Below are 1,125 nucleotides of genomic sequence, written 5' to 3'. Positions count from 1 at the left end.
TGAAGTGTCCCAGGTTTTGTTCCGTTTGAGTAGATGGGAAAATCTGGAATATGCCAAGAAAATTTGACCAGGATGCGAAGGATCGTGTGGTCCGTCTTGTAGAGGACCGCATCTTGGCGGAAAATATGTCGATGCAAGCCGCGTGCCAGGCAGTAGCCCCAAAGCTGGGGGTGTCATGGCACACAGCCCGTCAATGGACCCAACAGGCCCGCCGTGCGGGAAACATCCCAGAACCCGTGCCTGAAGATCTGGCCGCCGAAAACGCGAGGCTTCGCCGTGAAAATCAAGAGCTACGCGACACCAATGAACTTTTAAAGGCTGCCTCAGCTTTTTTCGCGTCGGAACTCGACCCAAAACGTCGGAAATGATCCGGTTCATCGATGAATACCGGAATCGTTTCTCTGTCGAGTTCATCTGTAAGACGTTGAAGAAAAACCGCGCTGGTGGGTTCATCACCTCGCGTGGGTATCGTCAGTCCAAGGCCCGTGGGGTAAGTGCTCGCCGCCTTCGTGATGCTGTGCTGGTTGAACGCATTAGTGCTATCCATCGGGATAATTACGGCATCTACGGTGTGCGGAAAATGTGGCATGCTCTTCATCGTGACGGAATCGATATCGGTCGTGAACAAACCGCGCGGCTGATGCGTCTAGCCGGTGTATCAGGCAAAGGCAAAGGCCGCTCGCCTATGACCACTCGCACACCTCAAAGGCCGGATTTACGCCCGGACTTGGTGGAGCGAGAATTCAAAGCCGAAGGCCCGAACAAGCTGTGGGTGGCTGATATTACCTACGTGCGCACGAAGAAAGGCTTTGTGTATGCCGCGTTTGTCACCGATGTTTACTCCCGACGGATCGTTGGGTGGGCGTTATCAGATTCCATGCGCACCGAAGCGTTGCCGCTGCAAGCTCTCAACCAGGCGATCGCGTCTGCTGAGGAAACAACAGGTCTCATTCATCATTCGGATCACGGCTCGCAGTATGTCAGCGTTGTCTACAACGAGCGTCTTGCCCAGCACGGGATTGCCGCTTCCACCGGAACTGTCGGGGATTCCTATGACAATGCTCTGGCGGAAAACGTTAATGGTTCCTACAAAAACGAGCTGATCCATACTCGCAGGTGGGATGA

The 1,125-nt window shown here is 54.2% G+C and carries 1 protein-coding gene and 1 pseudogene; both read left to right on the top strand.

What is annotated here, in order from left to right:
• The first annotated feature begins 25 nt into the window (after positions 1-25).
• Positions 26-368 (top strand): annotated as a pseudogene (locus tag QP934_RS11430) (transposase).
• On the top strand, positions 365-1,125 hold a 761-nt coding region (locus tag QP934_RS11425; RefSeq protein WP_419127583.1), incomplete at its 3' end, for an IS3 family transposase. The pseudogene QP934_RS11430 and the gene QP934_RS11425, both read left to right, overlap by 4 nt.

The organism is Corynebacterium sp. MSK122, from assembly GCF_030229435.2.
GTDB lineage: Bacteria > Actinomycetota > Actinomycetes > Mycobacteriales > Mycobacteriaceae > Corynebacterium > Corynebacterium marquesiae.
Note: the sequence above shows the minus strand (reverse complement) of the source record. Positions and strands in the feature narration are given on the sequence as shown.